Below are 21,705 nucleotides of genomic sequence, written 5' to 3'. Positions count from 1 at the left end.
TATGTAACTGAATCGCAGTGTACGTCATTTGCTCCTAAATGTTATAATAGCCCATCATTTCAAATCCTTTGATTATTTTTTACTTTAGAATCCTGGTGGTAGGTAATGGATGTAAGCGTAGGCGAGTTTTTGGTAGTGTTGTATGTGGTTGGAGGATTAATTACCTTAAGTTATTCTATCAAGAGCTTTCTCAATTTCCAGCGTTTTAACACCTATTATAACCAGGATTTACTGCTTAAAAGACCTGATCTCAAGCGGTATTTGATTCTCAAGCCCATTTTTTGGCCTTATTTTTTTGTGACTGAAAAAAGTCCAACAGAACGCTTATCAGAACTGTTTTTTAAACATTATGGTGATGAAGGGCATACTTATTTTGGAAATCAGGGGCTTAAAAACTTTTTAAATGACTTATTCAAGGGGAAAAGTCGTTATAAAGAGTGTCAGATAAAATCATTTTGCTGGTCTATTGATAAAAATTCACAAGATTGGATCGATTATAGGAAATTTTTTAATGATGATACTCTGTATGCGCATATTATCTATACAAAAATACGAGACAAATACCTTTTGAGGGTCACTTGGGAAAAGGCGGATACTACTCGCCCCGCTGCTACTGTGAGCCGATTTGAATTGGATCAAGGTCAACGACTCAGCGAATCTGAATTTAAAATAAGAATGAAACAAATTAACGCGACTGAGGCTAATAGGTTATTCCATAATATTGATAGGAAAGCGAAAGCTGAGTAGTGTTCATGATGGATGGGCTTTGGGGTGATAGGAGACTACGATTTGTTCCATGCTATGCCAGCTAAGGGCGCGTATTTTGTTGAGCAATAACTCCCGATTAAATTGGTGGTCTAAAAGCGGTTTTGCCCATAATAAAAACAACTCATTGTCGTTTAAACACCTTTCTAAAATTGGTAAGCGTTCCTCAATTAATACATCAATAGCACAGGCTACTAACCATTTTGCAGGTTGTGATTCACCACTGGCCATTCCTTCAATGGCTTTAGGCGAGTAACTTTTATCTTTATCAAATAGGGCTAAGGCTTTCTTGTGTAGTTTTTCAGATTTATTATGAACTGCCAAAAGCTCAGAAAAGACAGCCTGAAGAGGCGAGGTGAGATCGAGCTTTTTATAGGTGGCCAGTCCTATTTTATCCAATAAGGTTAATGCTTGCTGTTTTTTTTCATCATTTAGTTGCACGGTGGCCATTTTCATCTGTTGAATGATTCCAGTTAAGGCTGCCTCAAAAAAATTATATTTAATGTTCTGGTGATTAAAAAGTGATGTCAATTCATGCAAGGTTGCTACAAAATCAATAGGTAGGCGAAATCGAAAATCCATCAATTTATTACTGGCCTCACTCCCTAACAAGGCATTGATTGCTTCAATGTTTTGAATAAACAAAACCAATTCAGTGGTCTGCTCTTCGGAGAGCTGGCTCCATCCATCAAACGATGAAGGATTGTCCGCATGAAAATAGCCATAGCTGGTTTTCAGATCAGGTGATTTCACATAAATACGTGTTGGTCTACGTAAATTTTGCTTCATTTCAAAGCGGAGTACTTTTTTCATCAGGTCGATTTCCAAGGTATTGATTGTCGAATTATGGAATAGCACCACAATAAAAGTCAACAAAAAACAACTATTAAAAAGTTGTTTTTTGTTGACTTAATATCGGATTTTTGTAATAATAATCCTGTTCATTAAGAACATCAGAAAACAAAATAAGGATCTAAAAAGATGAACTACGTAAAAAATTTAGAAAATGAACTGATTCAAAGCCTACCAGAGGCTTCAACATTTCTTAACGATATTCGCCAAGAAATAGCAGAGCGAGCCTTTATGAATACCTCTTTCTCGCCAGAAAAAAGAGGTGTAAATGTAAGGGCTGAGTACGTAGAAGCCCTTCTTGAAGACAAGATCAAGGTACTGGATGAGATTTCTAAATCCTCGCAAAGAGGGGCGGAAGTGCGGCAAGATTTTGGTGTTATGTTCGATGAATGGTTTAAATCACATCGGGAAAAATTATGTGATTGCTATAACTCCTGGTTACACTCTCATGCAAAGGTTGCATCAAGTTTCATCGTTGGACCCGCAAACTTTCCAGTTGCAAGAAATCAAAAACTTTCTAATTATGCTGATGCTAAGCTGACTGCAATTGATGAGTTTAGAAAAAAATCCATCAAAAATATTTTAAAATTTGTCTTGCCTTATGGTGACGGTTCATCAATCCAGATAGACGATCCAAACGCTTGTGACAAAATCGACAATAAAATTGAGAAATTAGAAGCCCAACGTGAAGAAATGAAGGCTATCAACAAGCTGATCAGAAAGTATTTTAAAAATGGTTGTCCAGATATATCACCAGAAAATCTAGGAGAGTTTAAAAACCTATTACACACTGAATTCAATTTAAATGAAATACAAATAGCAGACTTATTGGAACCAAATTATTATGGAAAAATTATAGGTTTTAAACGATGGGAATTGCAAAATTTAGGGGCTAATATTAATCGTTATAAAAAAAGAATAGCGGAGGTAGAAAAGACAAATTCTAAAACGATAGATGATGAGTTTGAAAATGGGATTAAGGTAACAATTAGTGACGATCAAAAGATTTGCATTCACTTTGGTTTCAAGCCAAGCGAGGAAATTAGAACTCTCCTAAAAGAAAAAGCATTTAAGTTTTCACGAAATCGAAATAATGCATGGGTGCGAAAATTTACCTTAAACGCAGCATTCAGTTATGAGCATTTTATTAAACCAAGTCTAAAAATTCTTGAAAAGAATTAAAAAAAATGAAAGCCCTTCGGGGCTTTTAGATTTATTTAGACTGCAAATACCTACGGTATTAGATCTAACTATAGTAATCAGAATGTGTTTTTCTCCAAACAGGTTAGTGGATGTGCCAATAATCCCTAAGCCCCACTCAACCCGAAGGTCTAAATATCCCTAGGTTTGCGCAAGGCCCAAGCTGTAACTACTTAAAACAAATTCAGTTTTACAGTCGATTGATGAAAAATGAAGCGGTCCAATATACGAACATTGTAGGGAAAACAGCCCCATGAACCCAACCAATAGTGGTTTGAAAGCAGTGGCCAGGATGTCTTGAGGATTAGATTCTAATCCTGTTAAATAAAAAACGAATAGAAGAATAATTGTGATTGCAATTACAAATGGGGCACTACAAAGTGTTTTTATCATTGGCATCCTTATTTTGTAGGGTTAGTTAATCATTGACTATTGTATTTTGAGCTATAGATTAAAATTTCCGACTGCATCTCTGGTTTAGCGATTCAAAACATTTTACTATTTTTTAATCAATAGAGAAAACTGAAATTGAAATGCTAATCAATCCAACTCCATCATAGTTTGAAAAAATGCTGCGGGATAGATTAGCAAAAGATGATTTCCTAGTTGGTGCGAAATTACGGACTCGATTGCGGTAGCGGCTAGGGGTAATACAAATGCTACGGCTTGCTGATTTGAATACTGTACTGCTGCTAACAATTCGATGAATGGTTGTTAGCAGCAACTAAATACTATTACTCTTATAGAATAACATGACCTCTTTATTTCTTGATGTTTTCATCGTTTAATTTTTAATACAATTATAATGTTTAAACGTCAATAAACTTCACTCTTTAAAAGTGATAATGCAACAAAAAAAGCCCCTCCTCCGATAATATATTCAATCGTTTCTTTTGATAAAAAAATAAAAAATTGTTGATGTAACTTGGTGGTTAACAAGGAAAGACCAAAGCATATACAAATTAATCCTGGTGCCAATGATTTAAATGCAGCTTTATAGAGGTTATAAAAGAGAGAAAATACTAGCATTGCACCAATGAAAGTTCCAAAGCCTTTTAGTGAAGTGAGGCGACCTGTATATTGCATGAAAAGATAGGTTGCTAAGGCCACTAATGCAAAAGTTAATTCTTTAATTACGGTATCAATTGATAATCGCTCCTTAAAAAAATAGATACTTAAATCCGTTATATAAGGAAGGGATAGCTTATTTTTTTTAGCTCTTACTAGAGGGTAGTATCCTGGCGCAGGCCTATCAATATAGGGGGTTTTATAAATTTGCTCTAAATCGGTTTTCTGTGAATTATCCATTGCACTAACCCTCCTGTTTTATCAATTAATTTCAGCCAACTAATTTTAAAAAAGATGATAGTTCTAGCTCAAATTTTCTATAACTATTATAATATATTCAGTGGCATAAGTTAAGTATTTGCGGGATAGGCGAAGTGTGGGACATTTTAAAAAAATATCACATCGCCAGTCGCAAAACGCGACTATTTCCTCAACCTTTCGGCTTGCGGTCTAAATACTTTAGAAGGACACAAATAGACTATGAACAAAACTAAATCGATTCGTGTGCGATTAACTGATGAAGAATGGACACAGGCTGAATCTGTCAGTTTATTATTATTTGGTGAGACAAATAAAAGTCGATTAATCCGTAAATTATTACGAGATTATATTGGCTTTGGTCCTGATTTAACTCATGAAGAATTAAACGAGTTTAGACAAGCAGTAAGACAACTCACAGGGATTGCTAGAAACTTAAATCAAATTACTACAAAACTGCATCAAAATGATCAACTTAACAATCGCTTTTCCAATGACTATTTACAGGATGTCTTATCTCATGTAAAAGAAGTGAATGCTAGTCTAAAAAACTATATTATGCGAACGATAACCAGATATCAGGAAGCGGTTAATCATGATCACTATGAATGATGATTTAGAAGACGGTTTATTAGATGATGCAGGTAAATCTCGACGTTTTATCCATTCGCATGCTTATAACGAAAACGACAATGCTCATTCTGTAAAATCATCTAAAAAAACGATCCAGAAACGCACGAGAATTACTAAGGAAATTAAGTATGGCTATCATACAGCCAGTAACTCTTCGCAGTACGAATTATCAACGGCTGATCTCATTCGCATTGCTTCAGGATATAAGCAAGCGATTTTAAAAATTACAAGCTTTGGAAAGGGTCTAGATAAAATCTATAAACACTTAGCTTATATTACTCGTGATTTTGATTTGCCAGCAGAAGATCAAGAACAATCATTGATTCATTCAGCAGAAGAATCGAATGATTTATTATCTTCTTGGAATGCTATCTATTTTGATCATCATAAAAATTCACGTAATACGATGCATATGGTATTAAGCGCGCCTCCTAATACTTGTCGCGATCGTTTTAAACAACTAACGAGAGAATTTTTACAAGAAGAATTCGGCGGTCAGCATGATTATTTATTTGTAGCTCATAATGATACTGAACACCCACATATCCATTCAGTGATTTGTTTACGCTCTGTAGAAGGTTATAAATTAAATCCACGAAAACAATACCTTCATTTGCTGCGCAAAAACTTTGCTAAAAAGTGCCGCGAACATGGACTCATGGTTGAGGCAAGCCGTCGCTTTGAAAGAGGACTTGCAGGCCAGTCCTTAAAATCACCTTTAGTTCAGATGAGAAATCGCAATGTCATACCCGCAGTCGATAAAGCCTTAGCAAAACGAGTCCAAGAAGAGCTTCTCTCTAAGCAATCAGCCGATACGGGTAAAGAACAAAGACAATTACGCAATCATGCCGTTAAAAATCGTTTTTATAAGACGGCTAAAAAACTGTTTGAACAACATACTAAAAACGCGGATTCGCCCAATAAAGATAACAGTCTAATGACCGCCAAATTGCTATTGGATTTTTCAAAGCATTTTCCTTCGGAAATGTCGAAAGACGAATTATTGAAAGAGAAATTCATAGCGAAATCCTCGTCATTGACTAAGGATTCCAACTTTTTAGGCTTATACCCTGCGAAAAATCAATTAAATAAAAATTCTAGGGATCTAGGGCTGGGAGAAACCGATTAATCATCTGTTAAATTTTGATCATTAGCCTACTTTCAGTCTCTCCCCTGCCCTACTTACGCAATTCATCTCTATCTTTTATTAACGACTTTGCTATTAAACGTCTTACACTCTATAAAGAAGTAAAGAAGTGTAAGACTTCGTTCTTATTTAAGCTTAAGAAAGAGCTATCTAGCTCGCCTTATAAAAAATTAAAACTGAAACCGAGCATTATTGCTTGTCGCGAAGGAATATTTCTTAAGGTTGCAGTCTGCGTTAATTCATTAACTACTAATTGAGGAGCTCTACCCCAAAAATATTGATAGCTTATATTAATCGATGCTTGATCATTTAGTTTATAACCTAGACCTACTATTAGCTCAGGGGTAACTCCGCGAAACCGCTTTACAGGAGTCACTGTTTCTCTATCAATATGTAATTGTTGATATAACGCTCCTGCTTTTAGATAACCAAATACAGGAATGGCATCTAAGGGAACGGTTTTTACTACCGCTAATAAATCAAGCATCGGTTTTAATTGCAACTCAACCGGAACACCACCCAAGGCATTAATACTTGCAACAGGGAAATAAGGGCGCATCGTATGTCCATTTTGGATGCCTCCTTCTAATCCCACTTGAAAATAGCCTACTCCTGGTAAGAGATAACCTAATCCTAGACGACCTAAGCTGGTATGACCATTATGATTAGCATAGGATGCATAACCAAAAGCACCATTTAAATACCAATGACTGACATCTTCCTCACAACATGCAAAGCTTCCCGTTGTGCTTAAAAAAAACAATATAGAAACTAAATATTTCATAATTTATCCTCTTTATAAATGATTAAAATCGACTGACCGCGCGAACGTGGCCTATGGTGTTTGATTTATTGCTCGCGATGGTTTCACCGGTTGCAAAATTCACTAACCAGGCGTTTGCCACATTAATTTCCGTCGAACTCCAATAAAACTCAGGTACAAAGGATGCAAAGCCTGCTTGATGTAAATTCAAATGAATGAGTTGTAATTCAAACGATGAGGGTAAATACCAAGCGCCGTAACATCGAGCATCGGGCGTAACAGGCGTCTTACAGGGGGTTATTCCATCCTCAGACACTTTGAAATTATGGGCAAGAAGGGCTGCGAAACTGCCCTTTTGTTTATCAATGGTTTGCTGACTAATAATCAATAGCGTGTTCGTTTCACCAGCACCGAGGCCATCCCCTCTGGCATTGGTGATTTTGCTTCCGGATAAACCGTTTCGCCATTCAATCCCTTCTTCATTACAATCAATTTTGCTCGCAATTAATCCATGTTGCCCACTTTCGTCCACATAAAAAACAATTCCCCCATGGTAGTATTCGCCAATCACATGCGGTTTAGGGAGCGCCGATTTAACATTCGCCACCTCATTACTCATTGTTGCTAGCGATTGATTACTGTCGCTACTTAGCGCCTGAATCACCTCGGATAAATGTTTTAAGCCGGTTTGCAATTGCGAAACAGCAATCGTGGTTGACGTACTCTCCTGTTGTAAACTGGTAATATCTTCCCTCATCACAGCAAGGAGTGCGTTAATTGTAGTAATGTTTTGCCAAATATCATCACCTGGTCCGGCACTTGCTGTGTAATTAATAAACAGCAATAACAGCGTCATCAATATTTTTTTCATGTTGAGATCTCATTTCATTTAAAATTTACGAATTGCTCTAATTTTGCCAAGCACTGCTTTATCCAATAACAAGGGTTCTGCCTGATTAGAATCAAGCGCCCAAGATTGAGTAAAATTACCTTCGGTGGAGCTCCAGTAAGTTCCCTCAGGCCTATGTCCAACTGGCGTTTGTTTAAGGTTGGTTAATAAAAGAGATAACTCTTGCAGCGAAGGTAAAAACCAACCGCCATAACAAAGTTCATGGTTTGAAAGTGCTGAACAGGAAGCGCCTTGAGCAGTGACTTGATAATTTGCCGCAAGCAGGGCTGCATATTGGCCATCTTGTTGGTCGACCGTTTGCTGTGCAATAATTAAGCGAGTGTTTGTTTCACCGGCACCTACTCCAAGACCAGCTGCATTAATTAAGCGATCACCACTTTCCCCATTACGCCACTCAATGCCCTCATGCACATCGTCTAAAGAGGCTACTAATCCATGTTGTAAGGAGGCATCCACAAAAAAAACAACACCGCCCTCAATCCTATCTCCAATGTGATGAGACCTAATGGGCAGATTGTTGATTTGCTCTTTAAGCGGTTCTAAATCTCGTTTTAGCTCTTGGTTAATACTTGTAATTTGGGCGCTGACATTGGTAGAAAGCTGATTGAACACATTATTAACTTGCGTTTGCATGGCTTGAAACCCAACATTAAATTCCTTTCTTAATGCATTTGCCACATCCACAACGAATTGAACGGACGCAAAGTTTGAATTCGCATTAGCACTAAACATAGGGAAATAAAGCAGGGCAAAAAAGGCCAAATGTTTTAATTTTGAGCCTCTTTTATTGCGCTTTTTTGAAACAATTTGATTGCTGTTTTTCTTAAACCCTTGCTTTTTTCCAAATTTTGGCAAAAGCAAAGTGAACACCTTTATTTGCGTCATTATCAAAGTCTCTTTAGTTAGGTTAATTGTTTAGTCGTTGTTGTTGACTAGCGAAGTAGGCAGGTTTAAAAATCGAGCTCCTGTTCAGGGGTTTTCTTCTTTTCTAATTGTCGTGAAAACTGATTTTCTTGATGTCTAGTCGACTCTTTTTTTTCTGAAGCATAAAGCGTTAATTGCAATGATTCTTGCCTAAGGCCTTCAAGCCCTTTTTCTTGCAACACATCATTAAAATCTTGTCTAAGCGTTTTAGGTTTACAGGTTAAAAGATTAAATCCTTGGGCCTGAAGCTGTTCGAAGGCCTTATTTCTTTTAGAAATAGACGCCTTAGCGGCTAAATCATTATCAGCAAAGACAATAAGCGTATTGCCATTGCCATTGAGTGCACTGTGGGCAAAATTGGTAAAACTACCGAGGGATGCAAACACTGTTAATTCTTTATGGGCACAGGCTACAGAAAGAGAGGTTTCGCCACCCTCCGCTAACCCATAAAGATTGCTAGTACCGACATGAACAGGAATAAGAGCCCCTTTAGGTAATCCAAAGGTGCGCTTCGGCTCTTCGATAGAGAGCTTTTTACCCTCTTTAGATAAAAAAGTGACTTGTGCACATTGCACCTTGCCTGCTTTATTTTTTCCAATCAATAATAACGCGGGATGCATTTGACCTGTTTCTTTTTCTTTAACCGAAGGTAAGAAACGAACATAAGGGCTACACACGGAGGTATCGATACCCCGACTTTTAAGATAAGTTTCAGCAAGAGTCCCTTCAAGGGGTTGTGAACTATTCGCTAATTGTCTGGCATAGCGGACTAACTTAATTTGATCATCAGTCAATGTTTTGGGTAAATCGCTGACATCGATTTGACTTGAAACACTTTTTTCGGGTGAAAAGTCTAAATAATTGCCAATATAATCGAGCGCTTCCTTAAAGTTTAGATTTTTTTCTTTTTGGACTAATTGAATGAGGTTACCGCCTTCACCGGTTTGATGATCATACCATAGACCCTGTTTAGGACCTGCGATCGTGACAATTAATGAACCCTTATTAGCTCCAAAACGCAATTGCTGATTGTCTTGAAAACGCGGCTCACCTAAAAGCGCAGTTACAAATTCTCGACCTCGTTTATTCAGTGCTTCCGTTAATAAGGGGATATCCCAACGAGAAAATTCATCCCCCTCAATGGTTTTTGAGCGATGATCGGAGTTCAAAATAGCATCAAGGTCTAAAGGAGCTGCGGTTGAATGCAACGAACTCAAACTGATCGTGGGTTGAATTGTCTTCTCTTCAAGGAATAACTGAGTGTCAGTGGAGGCCTTAAGCTCCTGTTCAACGGGGTCCTGAGAGAGATTGAGCTGTTCTTGCAATAGCTTATCTAAGGGCTGTTGGGAAAGACCGGCTTCTAACATCTGCGCTTTAAGGTCTCTGATTTGCTCAGCGATACTTTCTAAACTTATTAGTGGTTTTTGGGGTAACTCCAGTACTTTTGGAACAAGAACGGGTGCTAATTCATCGGGAAAATTCTCATTTGAGGCATCAAGATCGTTAAAGGTTGACTCTTGAATACGGTGAAATACTTTCAGTTGTTGGTTAAAGGGTTTGGCCGCAGTGACTAGACTTTTTTCTTTTCCCTCAATTTGAAGTTGATATTGAATTTGTTGAATCAGTTGCTCATGCAGTTTCGCTGGTGTTTCACTAATGGCTTTAATGGGTTCATTCTTTAATAAGCAATCAAAATCAAGAGTGACTATCGTCTTGGCCGCCTCTTCGGCATAAGGGGTTGCTATTTTTTCATTATAAAATAGGCGTGCTGCATCCAATTTATTATAGATCACAGTCAGTTTTGGGAATTTTTCTAAGACCTCTTCTTTAGGGAGGGTATTAAACGAGGTTATCCATTGCTCTTTTAAGATCTCATTATCGATATCATTAATTCTATTCGTTGCTTCTAATAAATCAGGATTGTAGGGCCACCAACCTTGAGCAATCCCATTTTTGCCAATCAACTGTTTCATAAAATCAACACCTTGGTATTGATAGGTTTTTGATGGAGCACCTCCCTTTGCTTGCGGAATATTTGTTTGCGTACCTATCCAGGAGCTTCGCAAACTCAATGCTTCTGCTTTAATTTCTTCGGCATTTGGCAACGGAATATGACGCGCTATGTCTTTAATCGCTCGGTTTAAACAATCTTTAATGACCTTATCCCTTTTTTCCTCAATAACCCATTGACTAAAATAACGAGTTGCTTGTTTTTTTACTTTCATAAGGGGTGCGAGCTCTGGATATTGCTTAACGGCTTCTTGTTCGTTGCTAAAAAAAGAATGACTAAACTTCGCATAGCGCGCGTGCGCTTCCTGACGTAGTTCAGAATTTACCCGCGCATTGTCATCAAAACTTAAATTAAGTTCATGCCTTAAGGTGCGAAGCTCTTCGGCCCGCAGGAGACTTGCTTCTTCAGAGCGCCCTTCTCGGAAAAATAAAGGAACGGGTTTATTCTTATCTAAAAAATCAAAGGCTTCAAACGCAAGATGTTGGGCACGTAGCTGATTTCGACGATTCGTATTAAGACTTTGCGGTGTTGCAATAAGAACATCATTGAAAAAACGTAGCGCGCTATCTTGTACCTCATAAATAGGCTTAAGTTCAGGATAGTCGTTGATAACCCGCTCACGCGGTTGAGATAAAAACAGGTCGCGTCGTTTTTGATGGCGCTCTTTTTCCTCATTAGCATGAATATAATCATGATATTCTTTCGTTTTAATCCCTAATCGAAGGGCTAATCGGCTTGTTCTTGATAATTTCATTATTCAATTCCTTCTTCTTCAAATGATTGGGCTAAATATTCAATGAGCTCGCTGGTCTGTCCATCGGCTTTAGAGGGGTGACTGGTATCACTCAGAAAAGTCTTTGTATTTGAGGGCTTATATTTGCTTTTAGTATCTTTTTTTGTCTTAAAATTGGTCTCGTTATTGTCTTCATCGAGGGTTTCTTCCATCGCTTCTTTTTTAATATCAATAATGGGAAACTGAGGTTTAACAGTAGGAATAATGGCCGCAGGCAACAGTTTGCGTTTAAACTGCCTGTCTTTGTAATAGGTTATTTTGTGACAGCGAATCACGCCGTCACCGGTGATTATAATTTGTTGCCGCTTAGAAAGGCGTCCAATTTCAGTTGGTGATAACAGCGGTCGTTCAATGAGACTTTCGCTGTAATTACTGCCCTCTCGATTCGTCGCATAACTTCGATTTTTAATGCGAATAGTGCGATTGCCCAGTTCTTTGGATAAAAATTCCTTATCCGTTGGCGCATTTTGGCGAAAGCCTATCTTTAAGTCGGTGTTTTGGAAAAAAATATCGCTTTGATCCCGTCCACCATAAATCGAATAAAATTGACCCACATTCTGAATAATTGGCATAAGATGAACTCCATACCCTGCTAAGTCGCCAAAGCCATCTTTCAGTTTATCCATACGACCAAAGCGATTAATCTCATCGAGCAAGCAAAGTACTTTGTAAGGCTCCTCTTCAGTGGGCAGATGGGACAACATGACGTTTAAAAAAAGCTGCACCAACAAATTAATCAGGGAAGCAAGGCGTGAAATTTGATGGGTTCCAAAAGATAAATACACCGTAATGGGTCTTTTTCGCAGATCTCTAAAATCAAAATCAGAACGATTGGTGGCCGCACAAATAAGAGGGTCTTCCCAGAGTCTTAGCATCGACGCTAAGGTAGTTCTAACCCCTGATTGTTCTTTAGGTGCTTTTTGTAAAAAGTTTTGGATCGCTAAAAAAGCTGGCGGATCGATACTGATTAAATTATCGGCAATGGTATGATCCTGTATGACTTGCTGCAAAAATAATTCTAATTGACCGCCTTTCACGAGGGCTGATAGTTCACTTAACGCAAAATTGCGTTCACTTTGCATGAGCCATAAAAGTAAACCTAAAGCGAGGGAACGTGCTTCTTCTACCCACATTTTATTTTCAGAATCTGAATGGGCAATCAAGATATCTAAAATAAGATGTAGGTCGGTGACGCGTTTACAAGGGTTTACCCTATCCACATAATCTAAGGGATTAATACAATGCGTTTGATAGTGAGTTTGTGCCGGTGAAAAACGATAGACTTCAGAACCTGATTGCGCCCGATAACCACTCGTATAATCAAATATTTCATATTTATTATCCAAGGCTAATAGTGAGCCCTGCCAATGAAGCGCATTAGGGATCACCAGAGAGACCCCTTTTCCTGAGCGCGAAGGAGCAAAGACTAAAAGATGGTTGGTTAACGAGTAGCGCAGCAAAGTAGCACCTAATTTGCCAACGACCACATTACCCTCTTCTTTAAGAAAGCCCATCTTTTTCATCTCGTGACGGCTTGCCCAATGGGCATTCCCGTATAATTGTTTCCAGGCCGGTTCCAATAGCTGATTAAGCTTGCCAAACCCAATTAAACTAAGAGACAAAGTGGGAAAGACCCAAAAATAAAACTGAGTAACAAGGTCCCAATCCCTTGTTTGTGGGATTAATTGAAGGACTGACCAGGGTCTAACAAGTCTTAATGAAAGCTTCATTAGAGAGAAAAAAATCAAAGACCAAAGTGTTGTAAAAATAAAAAGGGCCACAACAGCGCCCATAATCCAAAGATTTAAGCTTAAAAACTTCCTCTGTCCTTTAGGGTTAAGGCTTTTATAAAGACAGAAATAAAAAAGGAGGAACGCAGCACCATTAAAAATCATCGATTACTCCTCCGATATCAATATCCTCAATCAAACGAACCCCCTCTTCATCTCGCCGCATCTGGACCACGACATGAATGGCTGTCCGAATTAATTGTTTTAAACGGTTAACGCTTGCTCCTTGCAAAGAAGGCGATTCACTGAGCATGAAACAAAGCTGCTCTTTTGCACTTGCAATGGAATCTGCATGCAACGTGGTTAAACTACCTGGGTGACCTGAAATACAAGCCCTTAAGAAAGGATAGGCTTCATGAGAGCGCAATTCGGATAAAAAGATGCGATCAGGACGTAATCGAAAAGAAACTTTTAATAAATCCAACATCGAGGCCGAATGCCCTTCGTCGTTGTCTTCATTGGCAAGTAAATGGACACAATTAGGGAGCGTGGTTTTGACTTCCCTTACCCCTTCAATCGTCACTAAGCGTTCTTGAACGTCAATTTCTTTTAAACAAGAGTTAAGTAAGGTGGTTTTAGCTGAAGAAGTTCCCCCACTAATAATGACATTAAGCTTAGAGCGCACCGCAAAAGAAAGGAGTGTTTTCCATTGCTTTTGGTTGGCAAGTTGCTGCAAAGTTGCTTTAATTTTAGCCTCACGCGCAATAAAATGATGTTTCACTTTGTCAAAAGCACCTTTTTTCTCCCAATCAGCAAGGGTTAAACTGAGAATGCTGGGTTTCCTAATGGAATAAACAAATTGCCCTTTTTCACAAGCCGGTGGTAAAACAATCTGACAGCGCTCACCCTGAGGCAGGGTCGCCGATAATAAGGGCTTTGTTTCGGATAAGGATTTATTGTTAAATTCAGCAATCAGTTCCGCAAGCGTTAAAAGCCATCTTTCTGTCAGCGCCTCCAAGCGAACTAAAGAAAATTTACCCTGCTCTTCTAACCAAAGCTCACCGGGTTTATTGATACAAAGTTCAGACACTTGATTCTGATGAAGATAGGGATAAAGTGGGCTTAAGTAGTTCTCAAGGGCTAAGCTCATGCCAAATCCTCCGTTTGTGTAAGCACGTCTTCAAAGGAGATATCCTTATTCACCATAATAGTGATTTCAGTGCCTTGAGGTGGTCTTATCGTGTTTTGTATGGATGAATAGTGTTGAAAATCTTGATTGGCTTGTTGCGCAAAAGCATTGGATAAGCCTTGGCGGTAAGCGCTTTCTGAATTAAAGCGATCGGTGGAGTTCACACCTAGAGTCGCTGCACTGACACTAAATAAAGAACTTAACAGGGAGGAGCCATAACGTTGAAGGTAATGATGATCCACTTCCCCTGTCATCCCCGCCCTACCCAGTGGGTCGCTTCCGGGTGAATCAATCGTGACATAAATACCATTTGATAATTGAACTCGCGTCCACACAACGAATAAGGTTATCTGCCCATTGCTTATTCCTCCTGAGCGATATTCGCCGATAAGCCCTGCCCCATTAGGAAGAAGAGGAATTTCACCTTGATCACCATAAACATCTTGAGTCAAATGGCCACGAATCATGCCTGGTAAATCCGAATCAATGGCTGATTCCGTCACACCACGCAACACTTTTCCTTTACGAATACGAAAACGTAAATCACCAAAAAGACCGGCATTGACTTCTTGAATCGGTTGATTACTGATGCTATTTAAATAAGCAAGATTCGCATTAGGTTGAAAATCAGCTTGAGGATTAGCGCTTCGTTGATTCATTCCTGCGCGGTTTGGACTCCCTACCCCAATGGATAATAAGACAGGACTTTCACGCATTCTTAGTTCATCGTCATGCCGCTGCTTTTCTTCTTGCCGTTTAATTAATGCTTTCAGATTGTCCCGGTCAGTAGGCATTGGCCGCTGTTTGCTTTGTAAGTAACGAATCACATCAAAGTCTTCATTGTGAGCCACGAGCCCAGGCGCTTTCTTTTCCTCGGCACTTTTTTTATTTTGAGGCATGGGAAGCGTTTTATACTCTTTGACTTCATCAGAAATCATATTTTCTGACGATGGAGGCTTAATAGTGAATCGATGAAAGATAAATTTGGCGCCGAACTGCATCGTAATGACGGCGAGCACGATAAGGAAAGCGGCGACCATCCATAGCCCTTTCGATGGCCCTTTGCTGTCTTTAAGTACAGGCTCATCGTCAATGAGTTTCGTCTCTTGCTGGTTTGGTTGTTCAGGTTTCATAAGAAAGTCTCGTCTCTTTAAATGCCGTTTTTCCATTCTTTAATGGCCGTTTCGTTGAAAAGGCAAGTGACGTGCTCTCCAAGACGAAAGGTGTATTGAGGATAGACTCCTTCCACCACCACATAGCCACTTTGTAATCGGTAGTTCACTAAGGATTCGCGTCTTGTTTTTAAATCGACGGCTAAAATGGCAGGAATTGGAGCGCCTGGTTTGAAGCGCAATAAGGTGAAATTGCCATTGTCTTTAGCCACAATGGGTGCGATCGTTTTATCGCCCCAAAAACTATAATTGGCATTCACCTCCGTAGGATTGTCGAAATGACTGATTAATTGATAAGCTTTTTGAGGTGAGCTTAAATGGTGACTGTCTTCATACTCAAAACGAATACGAAAGGTAGGATGTTTAGATTCTTCTTCAGCGCTTAAAAGAAAGGTATAGCTGCGGCCTTTATTAGTCGAAAAATTAAGATTGGTCGTGTTGTTTGCTTTTTTGGGTTTAATACTAATTAGATTTGAAAAATTCTCAGAGACGACATACCAGCCCTCCGCCTTACCCGTACCTGGTTTATCGGTAATGTATTCACCCTTTTGCAGCTCAATGGTTGTGGCATAACCAAAGGTCGTACGCACCTGGACCACTTCATCCTCATCATAGCTAACTATCTTGATCCGACTATCAGTCATTAACCCCCTAGGCGTTTGATTGGCAACGCTCGAAAGCGTATAGCTTGTGATAAGCAAGACAATAAAACACTTTAAAATCATAAACATAAGGACCTCTTATTTATCGTTAGGCAACAATGGGTTGTTTATCATAAAAAATCACCGTAAAACCTAAGGGATTTTTATCCCATTCATCTAAGCTTCGTTTTTTATTTAAGAGCAACCATTTCATCGTAGTTCGCCATTCATTACTGCGCACCACTTTGTGGGTTTCACAATCGATGGTGTTCGTAGTAAAACGAATGTCCAATAAATGGTCTTTATTAAGCTTGTTAATGGAATGAATTGTGACGGTCACGTAATGATGTTTACCTAATACAACGATAGGACTTTTAGCATTCAAATCGGGACGGAGTTCTTTATCCACTTGAGTCCCTACCTTGTCATTCGACATCGCAATCACCCTATGGTATGGCTCATTAATATTAAGAAAATTATACGATTCGCGGTTATTGATATAGGTAGTGACCCAAAAGCGAACCATTTTCCAATTAATTTTTAAGTCTTCACTGTTTAAACGGGTTGGTGTGGTTACTTCCCCTGTGCGTTTATCTACCAACGCTAAAAAAGGTTGTACTTTTTCTCGGGTGATGAGGGACGTAAGACCTACCAAACTAAGGCTTAAAAGTGCAAATAATCCCATACAGAGCATGCGATAGAGTGTTATTTGCTTTTCCTTAATGGTGTAGATATCTTCATACCAGCTACGTGCTTCTTGAAAATAGGTCTCATCTTGTGTGTTTATTGGATTAGTTATTGTCATGATTTATCTCATTAGCCTTTCTTAATAACCTGCTCTTGCTCGGCGTTCTCGTTGTTCTTCCAGTTGCTGGCGTCTTTGTTCTGACCGTTGCCTCGTTTCTTCAAGAAGTCGATTTTGGCGAGTTGAATAGGCTTCTTTTGCTGCAGAGCCTCCTTTTTTCAGTGATGAACCCGCTTGCGAGAGACTAGAGCTTAATTTTTTCCCGTAGTTAGCCATCTGCCCGGCAGAGGCAATGGCTAATGAAGAGGTTAAAGCGGCTGCTTTTTCAGGCGTCACTTTGATGAGATAAGCACTGATTAAGGCGGTGGCAAAATAAAGAATAATGCCAATAAAATCGGGGCTTTTGCCGCCCGTAAATGAAGCCGTATTCATGCAGCTTTGAGCTAAAACGGTCGTCAGTAATAAAACACAGCCCACAAAGATAGGTATTAAAGCGTTACTTAGGCAGGCTCTTACCCAACTTTCTGATAATCCCTGAGTCCCATTAAAAAGAAACATCACTAAAAAATAAGGCGCTAAGGCTAAATAAACGGCTAAGTAAAACTTTGAAATAATGATGATAGCCAGCGCGATTAAGGTAAAAAGAAAGGTCGCTAGGATAAGAAAGAAAGCCGCAAACACTGAACAAACCACCCCTTTAAACGAAATGGGCATGTTAGCGAGTAACCCCATGGCCTGTTTAATACCCGTAATAAACGTGTCATTTAAAGAACCATCGGGTAGAGTATTTCCTTGCCCTTGGAGCAACAATTTAATGATCTGCAAGGGTCCGTTGGTGGCCACATTATAGATAAGAATGTAAAACACACTCCAATTGGTACTGAGTATAAAAACAAAAACGACTTTAACAAGATGCCTTGTCGCATCAGCCAAAGGGGTGTTGTAAAATTTAGCTTGATATAAAAAATAAAGAACATAAAGCGTAAGAATAGAATCCAGTAGGCCTGAGCTTAACCAATGATTTGCAATGGTATTAAATCCGGTTTTTATAAACTCAGCCGTTAAACCATCGATAATACGAATAATATCATCCACAAAAGTCTCAGGAGCTACTTTAAAATCCACGACTTATCCTTTATACCAAGTATTCACATTAGTCCGATTGATGCACCTTAAAGGGTCGCAAGGAGCTTTCAATTCAGGTCGCTGCGTTGCACAGGCACATAAATGCAAGCTGAGAATCACTACTAACGTACGTCTCATTGGTTTCTCCACGCAAAAAATTCGGCAAACTTTTTTTCTTCTTCTGCGAGTTGTTGTTTTTCTTTTTGCGCTTTTAAAAGAGGGGTTGCCCCTAACACCAGGGCTAAAAGGGCTAAACTCACAACCAAAAGACCTAATAAACGATTCCTTATCTTTTTTTTCACCTGGCTGTTCTCCTTTTGTTATTAATTAGTTATGCCATTTAAAAAAGTCATTGGCCCATTTCGCATCAGTCAGTTCTTGTTGACTTTGTAGACTACTCAATTGGGCATTCACTGCATTCGCTTTAATTTGGTAAGCGCTCAATTTTGCCTCTTCAATTTGAATTCGGGCGATTAAATCGAGAATGGCTTTTTGATTCGGGGTTTGTTCAATGCGTTCTTGCAGTTGTTCAAGCAGTAGAAGTTCATCATCAACGCTGTTATAGGCTAGAGTTTGACTTGCTCTTGAAGCAAGTGTTGCTTTTGACAACAAATTAAAGAGTTTGGTTTGTTCTGAATTTTGTAGGGTGAAAAGTTTATTCGCATCGCTGAGTGGAAATTCACTGGCAATTTGTTTTTTTAATCGGGTCAAGGCATCCTTGTCTGTACCCTCTAAAAGACTGTCCCAATTTTTCCCCGAATGCTGCCAATTTTTAAGCAGTGGATTATCGATAGTTCCGTAATTGTAATGACCCGTCATTGCCTTATTGCTGGACTCTAGCAATTTTTTTTGGTTATCGAGCACTTTTAATTGATTCTTCAATTTTGATTGAATCGCTTTTATTTGCTTGATTTGCTCAAGGGTTGCATCTAACAATTTGGCGTCTTCAACAATCGTTAATAGGTCGGCATAGATCACTGAACTAAAGAAAAAGACTACGAGCGTTATTAGGATTTGTCTTTTTTTCATTGACACTGCTCCCAGTAACTATCGAGATGCACCTCAAAATCAGGGAATGAATTATTGTGTTTTTGTTCAAGTATGGCGTTTAACTTCACATAGTAAGGAAGCCAGGCCTCAATGAGGTCCCCTACCCGCGCAGTAATTCGTTGCAGTAACAAAGCTCTCGCTAAATTGCTCGATAAAATCGAGATATCCTCGTTTAATCCGGTTAAGTTTAAACGCGCAACAACACTGATCTTTCCCTGTTTTAACAAGAAATAATGTCCGCCAATGGCAGGCAACACTTCTTTGATAATTTCAAATTCCCTCTCGCTCACATTAAATTGGTTATAGTGTTGCCATTTGGCTTGAGCATTCGCAAAAAAAACTTGTGTTCTTGCTTCGGCAACAATGGAGCAACCCGCAGGACTTAAGGCTAAATCTTCAGGATTTTGTGTATCCATAAGCATCGCCATATTGTTTTTGCGCGGTGTTTTACTCCAATCTTTTAACTGCTCTTGAAAGAAAGGGTCGCTTAAGGCTTTCCAACCTTCAGGAATAAAGACCATCGTTGGTGAGGCATCTAAGCACTCACTGATGCGATGAAATAGATACATTAATGCCGGGGTGCTCACTTCAATAAAGCTTTGATTCAGTAACTTTCCAATGTCAAAACCAATCATTTTATTATTGAACGTAAAGGAGTCTTTTTCGTTATCAAAAAGCCATGCATGTTGACCATCGGAATGCCAACGATCAAACCGCTCTCTTAAACTTCCCGGTTCAGCCACTCCTAAAAAGGGAGCTAAGTGACGGTATCTGCGACTTGATTCATTCAGTTCATACATCGCATGGATGGCTTTTTCAATGCGTTTTTCTTCCTGAGTAGATAAAGGCTTTGAAAGGCTTAGGATTTTTTTAAGAAGTAAAATATTAAACGCTCGATTTTCAGGGCTATCTTTTAATTGAAGAGGAGCCATGCCAGAGGCTTTTCCAGGCTCCATTTGATTATATTGTCCACCTAGAGCACGAGTGATAACTTCCATTCCTCGGTCTTTATCAAATACAAATCGCCAGCCACCAAACTTGAGGGAAAACGCTAAAATGGCAGACAGTAAGAGTGTTTTTCCACTGCCCATTGGCCCTATAAAAATGGAGTTCCCCACTTGCCCAACATGGATATTAAAATAAAACGGCGTACCACTTAGGGTTTCCAGTAAGGTTAGTGCCTCTCCCCAATGATTGCCTGACGCTTTTCCTAAAGGATAATTATGTAGGTTGGCAAAACTTGCTAGGTTTAAACTACTAATTAATGATTGACGAATACGATAGGCTTGGTTCCCCGGCAATTGCGCCCAAAACGCTAATTCAACCCCCTGCTCTTCTCGGACAATGCCAAGCCCTGCCTCTTGATTTAATTTAGCGTCAATGTCATAAATGGCTTTGTTTAAGGAATCTAGCTCATCAGCGATAATACAAAGACTTAAGTGGTGTTCACCACAAGAGGCAATGCCTGCTTTCAATTCTTCTACGGCACTATTAATTTTGTCGGCCAGTAAGACCGAATCATCGGTTTGCTCCATTTTTCGTTGCTGTCGTTCAAACGCATCGATGGCAAGTTGATTGTGTTTAAAGAAAAACGATTGTGTCATTATCAATTCACAAGAGGCATTTAATAAGGTATCCATTAAACAAGCTTGGGTTTCTTCGGGATATTCTTTTAACGACAACATCGCCGCAAAACGACTTTGACCACTGACATCCCTAATCTGAATCACCCCTCTTCGTCTTGCAAAATGATGTGATTCATAAGCTAAATAGTTATCTAAGGATTGAATCGGTGCGTTCACAAAACGGTCTTTAAGATTCACTAAATAGGATAAAAATGACAGCACTTCAGAATGAGCAAAGGGCTTTTGAAGTGTACCCAATCGTCTGCAACCGTAGGCTTTAAATAAACTGATTAAGCGCGAGCTTTGTTCATTCAGCGTTTTGATGCCTTGACTAAAATACGCCTGTTGTTCTTTATGCGTTTCATTGGGCTTATGTTGTGCTCGCTTTTTATTCGTCCTTGCTAAAATAGGTGCTTTAACCATCAGTACAATGTAGATAAAATTTTGATAGCGCTTTTCCGTTTTTAATTTTTCTTGATAACGACGATTGAACTCTTTGGCATAACCTTCTGGATAAGTGCCTTGTGGATAATCGTGATGAGGTTTCTTAATTGTATAAAAACTAATCGCAATTTGGGGAGAAGCCATTTGATACAGAGCGCGATTGCGAATTTTTTTACTGTCATCTAAGAAAAAATCATCTTCCGTATGAAAAGGCATTCCCTCCAAAGTGAGTATTTGCAGTAACTCTCCTTTTTTCGTGACGACGGTATGCTTATCATAAAGATGTGACCAGGGAAGATGTTTTTTACTGGAAACTTCCTTAAGTTTCGTTTTTTTTAAAAAACTCGTTAATGGGCTATAACCATTCACCTCATCGAAAGGTGTTTTTTGGCATAAACTGAAGTTCGATAATAAGATTTGTATGGCCTTATCTTCCTTAAGCGATAGCATCATCATCAGTAGATGAACAATGATCATGCTCCATAAGGTAATAAAGATACTCCATACACTTTGAGAGCTAAGGTAAGCTATCAACATCAGCACAACAAAAAAACCAATATTTAGGATCACAAAATTAATGGGGACGCCTAGTACCTTAGCGCTTCTTGTCATGCCTTTGGCAAGCATATCTTTTTCTAAATATCGAACCTGTTCGCTCAT

At 39.0% G+C, this 21,705-nt stretch carries 19 protein-coding genes; 4 read left to right on the top strand and 15 right to left on the bottom strand.

From position 1 onward, the window contains the following. Nucleotides 1-105: 105 nt before the first annotated feature. Nucleotides 106-747 (top strand): hypothetical protein, encoded by a 642-nt coding sequence (locus Lnau_RS15745; RefSeq protein WP_058506100.1) that lies wholly within the window; start codon nucleotides 106-108, stop codon nucleotides 745-747. Nucleotides 748-750: 3 nt separating this feature from the next. Here the strand turns inward: Lnau_RS15745 and Lnau_RS15740 are convergent, their stop codons facing one another. After that, nucleotides 751-1,578 carry a hypothetical protein gene (locus Lnau_RS15740; RefSeq protein WP_058506099.1) on the bottom strand — a complete coding sequence of 276 codons (828 nt, stop codon included), beginning with the start codon at nucleotides 1,576-1,578 and terminating at the stop codon, nucleotides 751-753. A 168-nt stretch (nucleotides 1,579-1,746) separates the two neighbouring features. Between Lnau_RS15740 and Lnau_RS15735 the strand changes: the two genes are divergently transcribed. After that, nucleotides 1,747-2,799 (top strand): hypothetical protein, encoded by a 1,053-nt coding sequence (locus tag Lnau_RS15735; protein ID WP_058506098.1) that lies wholly within the window; start codon nucleotides 1,747-1,749, stop codon nucleotides 2,797-2,799. 834 nt (nucleotides 2,800-3,633) lie between these two features. Here Lnau_RS15735 and Lnau_RS15725 read toward each other — a convergent pair. Continuing rightward, a complete protein-coding gene (locus Lnau_RS15725) occupies nucleotides 3,634-4,125 on the bottom strand; it encodes a hypothetical protein (RefSeq protein ID WP_058506096.1) in 492 nt (163 codons plus the stop codon). A 240-nt stretch (nucleotides 4,126-4,365) separates the two neighbouring features. Between Lnau_RS15725 and mobC the strand changes: the two genes are divergently transcribed. After that, nucleotides 4,366-4,755, top strand: a complete 390-nt coding sequence (mobC, locus tag Lnau_RS15720) for a plasmid mobilization relaxosome protein MobC (protein WP_058506095.1) — start codon at nucleotides 4,366-4,368, stop codon at nucleotides 4,753-4,755. After that, on the top strand, nucleotides 4,739-5,905 hold the full coding sequence (locus tag Lnau_RS15715; RefSeq protein ID WP_058506094.1) for a relaxase/mobilization nuclease domain-containing protein: 1,167 nt from the start codon (nucleotides 4,739-4,741) through the stop codon (nucleotides 5,903-5,905). Before mobC ends, Lnau_RS15715 begins: the two co-directional genes overlap by 17 nt. A gap of 178 nt (nucleotides 5,906-6,083) precedes the next feature. Here the strand turns inward: Lnau_RS15715 and Lnau_RS15710 are convergent, their stop codons facing one another. From Lnau_RS15710 to Lnau_RS15655, 13 genes are all read right to left on the bottom strand, one after another. Next, complete coding sequence (locus Lnau_RS15710; protein ID WP_065240311.1) at nucleotides 6,084-6,707, bottom strand: outer membrane beta-barrel protein; 624 nt, start codon at nucleotides 6,705-6,707, stop codon at nucleotides 6,084-6,086. 22 nt (nucleotides 6,708-6,729) lie between these two features. Then, complete coding sequence (locus Lnau_RS15705) at nucleotides 6,730-7,557, bottom strand: DUF1566 domain-containing protein (protein WP_058506093.1); 828 nt, start codon at nucleotides 7,555-7,557, stop codon at nucleotides 6,730-6,732. 18 nt (nucleotides 7,558-7,575) lie between these two features. Continuing rightward, a complete protein-coding gene (locus tag Lnau_RS15700) occupies nucleotides 7,576-8,481 on the bottom strand; it encodes a hypothetical protein (protein WP_058506092.1) in 906 nt (301 codons plus the stop codon). Between the two features lie 65 nt (nucleotides 8,482-8,546). Beyond that, nucleotides 8,547-11,285, bottom strand: coding sequence for a DUF7146 domain-containing protein (locus Lnau_RS15695; protein WP_058506091.1), 2,739 nt, complete (start codon nucleotides 11,283-11,285; stop codon nucleotides 8,547-8,549). Beyond that, nucleotides 11,285-13,219: a type IV secretory system conjugative DNA transfer family protein gene (locus Lnau_RS15690; RefSeq protein ID WP_058506090.1), complete on the bottom strand. Its 1,935-nt coding sequence runs from the start codon at nucleotides 13,217-13,219 to the stop codon at nucleotides 11,285-11,287. The genes Lnau_RS15695 and Lnau_RS15690 overlap by 1 nt, the downstream gene beginning before the upstream one ends. Beyond that, nucleotides 13,209-14,204, bottom strand: coding sequence for a P-type DNA transfer ATPase VirB11 (gene virB11 / locus Lnau_RS15685; protein WP_058506089.1), 996 nt, complete (start codon nucleotides 14,202-14,204; stop codon nucleotides 13,209-13,211). Before virB11 ends, Lnau_RS15690 begins: the two co-directional genes overlap by 11 nt. Then, nucleotides 14,201-15,376: a TraB/TrbI/VirB10 family type IV secretion system protein gene (locus Lnau_RS15680; protein ID WP_058506088.1), complete on the bottom strand. Its 1,176-nt coding sequence runs from the start codon at nucleotides 15,374-15,376 to the stop codon at nucleotides 14,201-14,203. The genes virB11 and Lnau_RS15680 overlap by 4 nt, the downstream gene beginning before the upstream one ends. A 17-nt stretch (nucleotides 15,377-15,393) precedes the next feature. Beyond that, nucleotides 15,394-16,059 (bottom strand): TrbG/VirB9 family P-type conjugative transfer protein, encoded by a 666-nt coding sequence (locus Lnau_RS15675; RefSeq protein ID WP_162263211.1) that lies wholly within the window; start codon nucleotides 16,057-16,059, stop codon nucleotides 15,394-15,396. A 106-nt stretch (nucleotides 16,060-16,165) separates the two neighbouring features. Next, the gene (locus Lnau_RS15670; RefSeq protein WP_058506086.1) at nucleotides 16,166-16,861 is read right to left on the bottom strand and encodes a VirB8 family type IV secretion system protein; all 696 of its coding nucleotides are present in this window, start codon (nucleotides 16,859-16,861) and stop codon (nucleotides 16,166-16,168) included. Nucleotides 16,862-16,882: 21 nt separating this feature from the next. After that, the gene (locus Lnau_RS15665; RefSeq protein WP_058506085.1) at nucleotides 16,883-17,926 is read right to left on the bottom strand and encodes a TrbL/VirB6 family protein; all 1,044 of its coding nucleotides are present in this window, start codon (nucleotides 17,924-17,926) and stop codon (nucleotides 16,883-16,885) included. A gap of 134 nt (nucleotides 17,927-18,060) precedes the next feature. Beyond that, nucleotides 18,061-18,228, bottom strand: coding sequence for a hypothetical protein (locus tag Lnau_RS16505; protein WP_157070667.1), 168 nt, complete (start codon nucleotides 18,226-18,228; stop codon nucleotides 18,061-18,063). Nucleotides 18,229-18,253: 25 nt separating this feature from the next. After that, nucleotides 18,254-18,955, bottom strand: a complete 702-nt coding sequence (locus Lnau_RS15660; protein WP_058506084.1) for a type IV secretion system protein — start codon at nucleotides 18,953-18,955, stop codon at nucleotides 18,254-18,256. After that, entirely contained in the window at nucleotides 18,952-21,705 is a 2,754-nt protein-coding gene (locus tag Lnau_RS15655; RefSeq protein ID WP_058506083.1) for a VirB4 family type IV secretion/conjugal transfer ATPase, read from the bottom strand. Before Lnau_RS15655 ends, Lnau_RS15660 begins: the two co-directional genes overlap by 4 nt.

This window comes from Legionella nautarum (assembly GCF_001467895.1).
Classification (GTDB): domain Bacteria; phylum Pseudomonadota; class Gammaproteobacteria; order Legionellales; family Legionellaceae; genus Tatlockia; species Tatlockia nautarum.
The sequence above is the reverse complement of the archived record's forward strand: the minus strand, read 5'-3'. Positions and strand labels throughout refer to the sequence as shown.

Bases quoted from the DNA above. Each gene is read 5' to 3' on its own strand.
- Lnau_RS15655 (WP_058506083.1), bottom strand. From the start codon at position 21,705: ATGAGCGAACAGGTTCGATATTTAGAAAAAGATATGCTTGCCAAAGGC.
- Lnau_RS15725 (WP_058506096.1), bottom strand. From the start codon at position 4,125: ATGGATAATTCACAGAAAACCGATTTAGAGCAAATTTATAAAACCCCC.
- Lnau_RS15675 (WP_162263211.1), bottom strand. From the start codon at position 16,059: ATGACTGATAGTCGGATCAAGATAGTTAGCTATGATGAGGATGAAGTG.
- mobC (WP_058506095.1), top strand. From the start codon at position 4,366: ATGAACAAAACTAAATCGATTCGTGTGCGATTAACTGATGAAGAATGG.
- Lnau_RS15715 (WP_058506094.1), top strand. From the start codon at position 4,739: ATGATCACTATGAATGATGATTTAGAAGACGGTTTATTAGATGATGCA.
- virB11 (WP_058506089.1), bottom strand. From the start codon at position 14,204: ATGAGCTTAGCCCTTGAGAACTACTTAAGCCCACTTTATCCCTATCTT.
- Lnau_RS15695 (WP_058506091.1), bottom strand. From the start codon at position 11,285: ATGAAATTATCAAGAACAAGCCGATTAGCCCTTCGATTAGGGATTAAA.
- Lnau_RS15745 (WP_058506100.1), top strand. From the start codon at position 106: ATGGATGTAAGCGTAGGCGAGTTTTTGGTAGTGTTGTATGTGGTTGGA.
- Lnau_RS15680 (WP_058506088.1), bottom strand. From the start codon at position 15,376: ATGAAACCTGAACAACCAAACCAGCAAGAGACGAAACTCATTGACGAT.
- Lnau_RS15660 (WP_058506084.1), bottom strand. From the start codon at position 18,955: ATGAAAAAAAGACAAATCCTAATAACGCTCGTAGTCTTTTTCTTTAGT.
- Lnau_RS15740 (WP_058506099.1), bottom strand. From the start codon at position 1,578: ATGAAAAAAGTACTCCGCTTTGAAATGAAGCAAAATTTACGTAGACCA.
- Lnau_RS15710 (WP_065240311.1), bottom strand. From the start codon at position 6,707: ATGAAATATTTAGTTTCTATATTGTTTTTTTTAAGCACAACGGGAAGC.
- Lnau_RS15700 (WP_058506092.1), bottom strand. From the start codon at position 8,481: ATGACGCAAATAAAGGTGTTCACTTTGCTTTTGCCAAAATTTGGAAAA.
- Lnau_RS15705 (WP_058506093.1), bottom strand. From the start codon at position 7,557: ATGAAAAAAATATTGATGACGCTGTTATTGCTGTTTATTAATTACACA.
- Lnau_RS15735 (WP_058506098.1), top strand. From the start codon at position 1,747: ATGAACTACGTAAAAAATTTAGAAAATGAACTGATTCAAAGCCTACCA.
- Lnau_RS15690 (WP_058506090.1), bottom strand. From the start codon at position 13,219: ATGATTTTTAATGGTGCTGCGTTCCTCCTTTTTTATTTCTGTCTTTAT.
- Lnau_RS15670 (WP_058506086.1), bottom strand. From the start codon at position 16,861: ATGACAATAACTAATCCAATAAACACACAAGATGAGACCTATTTTCAA.